This window comes from Nonomuraea sp. NPDC003707, assembly GCF_053587055.1.
This window is the reverse complement of sequence record NZ_JBSFNK010000012.1, coordinates 336482-346450: the sequence shown is the minus strand read 5'-3', so window position 1 is coordinate 346450 and position 9969 is coordinate 336482. Positions and strand designations below refer to the sequence as shown.

General features: G+C 70.8%; 1 protein-coding gene. It reads left to right on the top strand.

The features are described from left to right. The coding region (locus tag ACWDRB_RS30960) for a type I polyketide synthase (protein WP_449899526.1) at window positions 1-9969 on the top strand (9969 nt) is incomplete at its 5' end.

Here is a 9969-nt window from a genome sequence, read left to right as displayed (position 1 = left end):
GGGATTTCGCCGCGTGAGGCGTTGGCGATGGATCCGCAGCAGCGGTTGTTGCTGGAGACGTCGTGGGAGGCGGTTGAGCGGGCGGGGATCGATCCTCACGGGCTGCGGGGGAGTCGGACGGGTGTGTTCGCCGGGGTCATGTACCACGACTACGCGCCCCAGCTCTCGGCCGTGCCCGGCGAGCTGGAAGGGCTCATCGGCACCGGCAGCTCCGGCAGCATCGCCTCCGGCCGGGTGAGCTACACCCTGGGCCTGGAAGGTCCGGCCGTGACCGTGGACACGGCATGCTCCTCCTCCCTGGTGGCGCTGCACCTGGCGGTACAGGGCCTGCGATCGGGTGAATGCGACCTGGCGCTGGCCGGCGGCGTCACCGTGATGGCCACACCGAGCACCTTCATCGAGTTCTCCCGGCAACGCGGCTTGTCCCCGGACGGGCGCTGCAAGGCCTTCTCGGCCGCCGCTGATGGCACCGGCTGGGGTGAGGGTGTCGGCATGCTGCTGGTGGAGCGGCTGTCGGACGCCCAGCGCAACGGTCACCGGGTGCTGGCGGTCGTCAAGGGTTCGGCGATCAACCAGGACGGTGCCAGCAACGGCCTGACCGCGCCGAACGGCCCTTCCCAGCAGCGGGTGATCCGCCAGGCGCTGGCCAACGCCGGGCTGTCGACCGGGGACGTGGACGTGGTCGAGGCACATGGCACCGGGACCGCTCTGGGTGACCCGATCGAGGCCCAGGCGCTCCTCGCGACGTACGGCCAGGACCGGGACCAGCCGCTCTGGCTGGGGTCGATCAAGTCGAACATCGGCCACGCGCAGGCCGCGGCGGGCGTCGCGGGCGTGATCAAGATGGTCATGGCGATGCGGAACGGGGTTCTGCCGCAGACGTTGCACGTGGATGAGCCGTCGCCGCACGTGGATTGGTCGGCCGGCGCCGTTGAGCTGCTGACCGAGGCGCAGCCGTGGCAGGAGAACGGGCATGCCCGTCGTGCGGCAATCTCTTCGTTCGGGATCAGTGGTACGAACGCCCATGTCGTGCTGGAGGAGCCTCCCGCTTCGACAACCGAGGCCGGTGGCGCGGAGTTGCCGGTGGTGCCGTGGCTGGTGTCGGCCAAGGACCCGCAGGCGCTTCAGGCTCAGGCGGCTCAACTGGAGTCGTGGCTGTCGGCGCGGCCGTCGCTCTCGGTGTCGGACGCTGCTTGGTCGTTGGCCACGGGGCGGGCCGTGTTGGAGCAGCGTGCGGTCGTGGTGGGTGCTGACCGTGACGAGTTGTTGGCTGGGTTGCGGGCGCTGGCCGAGGGGTCACCGGAGGTGACGGCTGGAGGCAGGCTGGCGTTGCTGTTCGCCGGTCAGGGCAGCCAGCGGGTCGGGATGGGCCGTCAGCTCGCCGAGGTGTTCCCGGTGTTCGCCGAGACGCTGGAGGAGATCGACCGGCTCCTGCCGATCCGCGAGGTGATGTTCGACGACCCGGACGGGGTGTTGAACGAGACGGGCATGACCCAGCCGGCGCTGTTCGCCTTCGAGGTCGCGCTGTATCGGCTGCTGGAATCCTTCGGGGTCCGGGCGGGTGTGCTGGTCGGGCATTCGATCGGTGAGATCGCCGCCGCGCACGTGGCGGGGGTGTTCTCGCTGGCGGATGCGTGCGCGCTGGTGGCGGCCCGGGCCCGGTTGATGCAGGCCCTGCCGACGGGTGGTGCGATGTTGGCGATCGCCGCGCCCGAGGCGGAGGTTGTGCCCCTGCTGGAAGGTCGGGTCGGGATCGCGGCGGTCAACGGTCCGGCAGCCGTGGTGATCTCCGGAGACGAAGCAGCGATCGCGCAGATCGAGGGGCGGGTGAGCGTTCGGACGCGCAGGTTGCGGGTCTCGCACGCTTTCCACTCGCCGTTGATGGAGCCGATGCTGGCCGACTTCGAGCAGGCCATCTCCGGTCTGACCTACCACGAGCCCACTCTCGCGATCGTTTCCAACCTCACCGGCCAGATCGCTGAACCGGGCCAGTTGACCAGCCCGAGCTACTGGGTGGAGCACGTGCGGCAGGCGGTGCGGTTCGCCGATGGGGTTGCGGCTGCGGAGGCTAACTGCTTCCTGGAAGTCGGCCCGGACGGAGTGCTGACCGGGCTGGCCCAGCAGAGCATCTCCGACGGGGTGTTCATCCCCGCCACGCGGAAGAACCGCGACGAGGTCCGCACCCTGATCGAGGCGCTTGGTCGGTTGCACACCCAGGGGATCGCCGTGGACTGGACGGCGGTACTGACTCCGGCCAGGCACGTCGATCTGCCCACCTACGCCTTCCAGCGGGAGCGGTACTGGGTGCCCGCCGCACAGGACACCGGCGATGTGGACGCCGCCGGGCTGGGTGCCATCGATCACCCCGTACTCCGTGCCGCCATCTCGGCGCCGGACTCCGACACTCACACCTTCACGGGTCGGTTGTCGCTGACAACGCAGCCCTGGCTGGCCGATCACCAGGTCAACGGCCGGGTGGTGGTGCCGGGTGCGGCGCTGGTGGAGCTGGCGGTGCGGGCCGGGCATGAGCTGGACTGCCCGCAGTTGCGGGAGCTGACCATCCAGGCGCCGTTGCTGGTGCCAGCCGAGGGCGGCGTGCACATCCAGCTGGTCGCCGGACCGTCCGATGAGACAGGCGCCCGTCCGGTGAGCATCCATTCCCGCAGCAACCAGGCGGGGGAGTGGGTGCAGCACGCGCAAGGCCTGCTCGCCGACCAGGCCGAAGAGCCGGTGTTCGACCTGGCTCAATGGCCCCCGGCCGGAGCAACTGCGCTTGACGTCGAGCAGCTGTACGACGACCTGGCCGCGAGCGGACTGGAGTACGGGCCGCTCTTCCAGGGCTTGACCGCCGCCTGGCAGCAGGGAAGCTCGGTGTTCGCCGAGATCACGCTGCCGGAGCAGGCGCACGCCGAGGCGGGCCGGTTCGGTTTGCACCCGGCCTTGCTGGACGCCTCCCTGCACGCGGCCGCGTTGGGCGACGTGGTGCCACGACCGGAGGCAGGGCGGCCGTATCTCCCGTTCGCCTGGAGCGGGGTGTCGTTGCACGCGGCCGGTGCGAGCGGCCTGCGCGTCAAGGTGAGCGCGACTGGCGAGGCGAGCATCACGTTGAGCATCGCCGACGACACCGGCGCGCCGGTGGCCGAGGTCAACGCGCTCACCTTGCGCGCTCTGTCCGCCACCGAACTCAGCGCGTCCGAGACCCAGGGCTTGCTGCACCAGCTCGACTGGGAGGTGGTCCCGGCTGCTCCCGCGCAAGAGGCGCACCGGTGGATCGTGCTGGGGTCCGATGACCTGGGCACGGGGACCGAGACCCGGTCGGATCTGGCCTCCGTTCAGCCGCCCGAGGCGGTCCTGGTCGCGTGCCCGGTCGCCGGCCAGGATGTGCACGCCACGACCCACGCGACGCTGGAGCTGGTCCAGGAGTGGCTCGCCGACGACCGCTTGACCTCGTCCCGGCTGGTCGTCGTCACACGTGACGCGGTGGCGGCCGGTCCGGAGGATGCGCCGGATCCGGCCCAGGCGGCGGTGTGGGGCCTGGTACGGGCCGCGCAGGCCGAGCAGCCCGGCCGGTTCACGCTGCTGGACCGGGACGCGGAGCCGCTGCGCGCAGAGACGATCGACCAGGTCCTGGCCACGGGCGAGGCCCAACTGGCCGTCCGAGCCGGTCAACTGCTGACCCCGCGCCTCAAGCGGGCAGCAGGCCCGGTTTCGGAGCCGGAGCAGCTCAGCGGGCCGCTGTTCGAGGCCGAGGGGACTGTACTGGTCACCGGTGGCACCGGCGGGTTGGGCGCGTTGGTGGCCCGGCATCTGGTGGTCGCGCACGAGGTCAGGCGCCTGCTGCTGGTCAGCCGCCGGGGCTTGGAGGCGCCCGGTGCCGCCGCACTCGCGGTCGAGTTGGCCGAGCACGGCGCGAACGTGTCGGTGGCCGCCTGCGACGTCGGCGACCGAGACGCCCTCGCCCGCCTGATCACCTCGATTCCCGCCGAGCACCCGCTGACGGGTGTCGTCCACACGGCAGGTGTTCTGGATGACGGCGTCATCGCCTCCCTCACACCGGAGCGCATCGACGCCGTCCTGCGGCCCAAGGCCGACGCGGCCTGGCACCTGCACGAGCTCACACGGGATCTCGATCTGACCGCGTTCGTGCTGTTCTCCTCGGTCGCCGGGGTGCTGGGCAGCGCGGGCCAGGGCAACTACGGCGCGGCCAACGCATATTTGGATGCGCTGGCGCACAACCGCAGAGCGCAGGGTCTCCCGGCCACCTCGCTGGCCTGGGGTGTCTGGGCCACCGACGGTATGGCGGGCGAGCTCAAGGAATCCGACCTACGCCGCATGGAACGCGCAGGCGTGAAGCCGCTGTCCATCGACGACGGGCTCGCACTCTTCGACACCGCAGTGTCGTCCGGGCAGGCGCTGCTGATCCCCGCACGGTTCGTACAAACCCGGACCAACGGGCGCACCCCGGTGCGTCGTGCCGGCAGCGCCAACGGCCTCGCCCAGCGTCTGACCGCGCTGGACCCGGCCGAACGCCGAGCGATGCTGACAGACCTGGTCCGCGGCAGCGCGGCCACAGTACTCGGGTTCGCAGACGGGTCCGCCATCGACCGGCAACGCCAGTTCCAGGATCTCGGCTTCGACTCGCTGACCGCGGTCGAGTTCCGCAACCAGCTCAACGCGGCCACCGGACTTCAGCTCCCGGCCACCCTCATCTTCGACTACCCGACCGCTGAGGCGGTGGCGGAGTTCCTGGCGGGTGAACTGGTCGGCGGGCAGACCTCGCAGGCCGTGGCGGCCACCACGACGGCGACGGACGAGCCGATCGCGATCGTGGGCATGGCGTGCCGGTACCCGGGTGGCGTGACCTCGCCGGAGGGCCTGTGGGAGCTGGTGTCGCAGGCCCGGGACGCGATCGGAGACTTCCCGACCGATCGCGGCTGGGATGTTGAAGGGGTGTACGGGCCGGAGCCCGGCACGCCGGGCAAGACTTACACGCGTCTGGGCGGGTTCCTGTACGACGCCGCCGAGTTCGACCCTGTGTTCTTCGGGATTTCGCCGCGTGAGGCGTTGGCGATGGATCCGCAGCAGCGGTTGTTGCTGGAGACGTCGTGGGAGGCGGTTGAGCGGGCGGGGATCGATCCTCACGGGCTGCGGGGGAGTCGGACGGGTGTGTTCGCCGGGGTCATGTACCACGACTACGGGCTGGGCACTCCGGCGAACAGCAGCGGTGGGAGTTTGGTGTCGGGTCGGGTCTCTTACACGTTGGGGCTGGAGGGTCCGGCGGTGACCGTGGACACCGCTTGCTCGTCGTCGTTGGTGGCGTTGCATTGGGCTGCTCAGGCGTTGCGGTCCGGTGAGTGTGATCTGGCGCTGGCCGGTGGTGTGACGGTGATGTCGACGCCGGGGATGTTCATCGAGTTTTCGCGGCAGCGGGGGTTGTCGGCGGATGGGCGGTGCAAGGCGTTCTCGGCCTCGGCGGATGGCACGGGCTGGGGCGAGGGTGTCGGTGTGCTCCTGGTGGAGCGGCTGTCGGACGCGCAGCGCAACGGGCATCAGGTGCTGGCGGTCCTCAAGGGTTCGGCGATCAACCAGGACGGTGCGAGCAACGGGATCACGGCTCCGAACGGCCCTTCGCAGCAGCGGGTGATCCGGCAGGCGCTGGCGAACGCCGGGTTGTCGGCCGCCGATGTGGACGTGGTCGAGGCGCACGGCACGGGCACCAAGCTCGGCGACCCGATCGAGGCCCAGGCGCTCCTCGCGACCTACGGCCAGGAGCGGGACCAGCCGCTGTGGCTGGGGTCGCTGAAGTCCAACATCGGTCACACGCAGGCTGCAGCCGGTGTGGGTGGCGTGATCAAGATGGTCATGGCCATGCGGAATGGGGTTCTGCCGCAGACCTTGCATGCGGACGAGCCTTCGCCGCACGTGGACTGGACGGCGGGCGCGGTGCGGCTGCTCACCGACACGCAGCCGTGGGAGCAGAACGGGCATGCCCGTCGTGCGGCAATCTCTTCGTTCGGGATCAGCGGTACGAACGCCCATGTCGTGCTGGAGGAGCCTCCCGCGCCGACAATCGAGACCGGTGGCGCGGAGCCACGGGTGGTGCCATGGCTGATCTCCGCGAGAAGTCGCGAGGCCCTTCAGGCTCAGGCGTCTCGACTGGCGTCGTGGCTGGAGGAGCGGCCGGAGCTGAAGACGGCCGATGCCGCGTGGTCGTTGGCCACGGGGCGGGCCGTGTTGGAGCAGCGTGCGGTCGTGGTTGGCGCTGACCGTGACGAGCTGCTGGCCGGGTTGCGGGCGCTGGCCTCGGACGTGGTTTCCGAGAGTGGCTCGGGTGGCCGGCTGGCGTTGTTGTTCGCCGGTCAGGGGAGCCAGCGGGTCGGGATGGGCCGTCAGCTCGCTGAGGCGTTCCCGGTGTTCGCCGAGACGCTGGAGGAGATCGACCAGCTCCTGCCGATCCGCGAGGTCATGTTCAACGACCCGGACGGGGTGTTGAACGAGACCGGTATGACCCAGCCGGCGCTGTTCGCCTTCGAGGTCGCGCTGTATCGGCTGCTGGAGTCCTTCGGCATCCGCGCCGATGTGCTGGTCGGGCATTCGATCGGGGAGATCGCCGCCGCGCACGTGGCCGGGGTGTTCTCGCTGGCGGATGCGTGTGCGCTGGTGGCGGCCCGGGCCCGGTTGATGCAGGCCCTGCCGACCGGTGGGGCGATGCTCGCGATCGCGGCGCCCGAGGCGGAGGTTCTGCCGCTGCTGGGGGGCCGGGTCGGGATCGCGGCGGTCAACGGCCCGGCTGCGGTGGTGATCTCCGGAGACGCCCGAAAGATCGCTGAGATCGAGGAGCGGGTCAGCGTTCGGACGCGCAGGCTGCGGGTCTCGCACGCTTTCCATTCGCCGTTGATGGAGCCGATGCTGGCCGATTTCGAGCAGGCCATCACCGGGCTGACCTACCACGAGCCCACTCTCGCGATCGTTTCCAACCTCACCGGCCAGATCGCTGAACCGGGCCAGTTGACCACCCCGAGCTACTGGGTGGAGCACGTGCGCCAGGCCGTGCGGTTCGCCGACGGGGTGACGGCTGCGGAGGCTGGCTGCTTCCTGGAAGTAGGCCCGGATGGGGTGTTGACCGGGCTGGCTCAGCAGAGCATCGCCGACGGTGTGTTCGTTCCCGCCGCCCGCAAGGACCGCGATGAGGTCCGCACCCTGATCGAGGCGCTCGGCCGGTTGCACACCCAGGGGATCGCCGTGGACTGGACGGCCGTGCTGACCCCGGCCAGGCACGTAGACCTGCCCACCTACGCCTTCCAGCACCAGCGGTACTGGGTGCCGGCCAGTCTGGAGTCCGGTGATGTGGACGCGGCCGGGCTGGGCGCCATCGAGCATCCGATGTGGAGTGCGATGACCGAGGTGGCCGGCGGCGCGTCGGTCATCTTCACCGGCCGCCTGTCCCTCACCTCCCAGCCCTGGCTGGCCGATCACCAGGTCAACGGCCGGGTGGTGGTGCCGGGTGCGGCGCTGGTGGAGCTGGCGGTGCGGGCCGGGCATGAGCTGGATTGCCCGCAGCTGCGGGAGCTGACCATCCAGGCGCCGTTGCTGGTGCCTGCCGAGGGCGGCGTGCACATCCAGCTGGTCGCCGGACCATGCGACGAGTCAGGCACCCGCCCCATAAGCATCCATTCCCGCAGCAGCCAGGCCGCGGAGTGGGTGCAGCACGCGCAAGGCCTGCTCGCTGACCAGACGGAGGAGCCGGTGTTCGACCTGGCTGAATGGCCTCCGGCCGGGGCGGCTCCGGTTGACGTCGAGCAGCTGTATGACGACCTGGCCGCGGATGGGTTGGAGTACGGGCCGCTGTTCCAGGGACTGACTGCGGCCTGGCGGCACGGAAGCACGGTCTTCGCCGAGATCACGCTGCCGGAGCAGGCGCACGCCGAGGCGGGCCGGTTCGGTTTGCACCCGGCTCTGCTGGACGCCTCCCTGCACGCGGCCGCGCTGGGCGACGTGGTGCCGCGACCGGAGGCAGGACGCCCGTATCTCCCGTTCGCCTGGAGCGGGGTGTCGCTGCACGCGGCCGGTACGAGCGGCCTTCGCGTCAAGGTGAGCGCGACTGGCGAGGCGAGCATCACGTTGAGCATCGCCGACGAGAGCGGCGCGCCGGTGGCCGAGATCGGCACCCTGGCCCTGCGTGCCCTGTCCACCACCGAGAACCGAAGCTCGCTGCACCAGCTCGACTGGATCGCGATCCCGCCCGCGGCCGGCTCGCAACCACCTCGGTGGGCCGTGCTGGGTCCCGACGACTTCGGAACCGGCGCCCAGACGTACCCCGACCTGGCCTCGATTCAGCCGGTGGAGGCGGTCCTGGTCGCGTGCCCGGCCGCCGGCCAGAACGTGCACGCCACGACCCACGCGACGCTGGAGCTGGTCCAGGAGTGGCTCGCCGACGACCGCCTGGCCTCGTCCCGGCTGGTCGTCGTCACCCACGGCGCGGTGGTCGCGATCGTCGACGACGTACCGGATGCGGCGCAGGCGGCAGTCTGGGGTCTGGTACGGGCCGCGCAGGCCGAGCAGCCGGGCCGGTTCACGCTGCTGGACCTGGACGGCGACACACCTGAAGACGTGATCGGCCGGGCGCTGGCGTCGGGCGAGTCCCAACTCGCGGTGCGGGCGGGCGAGCTACGGATGCCGCAGCTGGGTCGGGCCACAGATCTGGAAGATCAGGGTCCGGTGTTCGGGCCGGGGGGCACGGTGCTGGTCACCGGTGGCACGGGCGGGCTGGGCGCATTGGTGGCCCGCCATCTCGTCACCGAACACGAGGTCAGACGCCTGCTGCTGGTCAGCCGTCGCGGCCCGGAGGCGCCGGGCGCGGCCGAGCTGGTCGCCGAGCTCTCGGAACTCGGTGCCGAGGTGGAGGTGGCGGCCTGCGACGTGGCCGACCGCGAGGCGCTGTTCGGGGTGGTGGCCTCGGTGGCGGACTCGCTGACCGGGGTGGTGCACACGGCCGGCGTGCTGGACGACGGCGTGATCACCTCCCTGTCGGGCGAGCGGCTGGACGCGGTGCTGCGGCCCAAGGCCGACGCCGCCTGGCACCTGCACGAGCTGACACGAGGACTCGACCTGACCGCGTTCGTGCTGTTCTCCTCGCTGGCCGGCGTGCTGGGCAGCGCGGGCCAGGGCAACTACGCCGCCGCCAACGCGTACTTGGACGCCCTGGCGCACCACCGCAGAGCCCAGGGTCTCCCGGCGACCTCCCTCGCCTGGGGCCTCTGGACGACCAGCGGCATGGCGGGCGAGCTGACCGAGACCGACCTGCGCCGCATGGAACGCGCGGGCGTGCAGCCCCTGACCACTGAGGAGGGATTGGAACTCTTCGACGTCGGCGTCCGCTCCGGCCGCGCCGCGCTGGTCCCCGCGAAGTTCACCAAGGCCGGGACCCGTACCCGGCCACGCCGTGTCCGCCCGGCCCAGGGACTGGCGGAACGGCTGGCCACGATGGAGCCGGACCAGCTGCAGGACACCCTGTCGGAACTCGTCAGAGGCCAGGTCGCGGCGGTGCTCGGGTTCGCCGACGGGTCGGCGATCGAGCCGGGGCGCCAGTTCCAGGATCTCGGCTTCGACTCCCTGACCGCGGTCGAACTCCGCAACCAGCTCAACGCGGCCACCGGACTTCAGCTCCCGGCCACGCTCATCTTCGACTATCCGACTCCCCACGACCTGACGCGATTCGTACTGGAGCAGCTCTTCCCGGCCGCCGCGGCCAGGACGGCCGGGCCCGCCGCGGTCCGGAGCGACGCCGAGGTACGGCAGCTCCTGACGACCATCCCGATCTCACGGCTACGTGAGGCCGGGCTGCTGGACAGCCTGTTCCGCCTAGCCGGCCCGGAGGAGGACGGAGAGCCGAACGGCAGGACCGAGGAGATCGACAGCATGGACGCCGACCTCCTGATTCAGCTCGCCCTTGAAGGCGGGAGTTCCTAG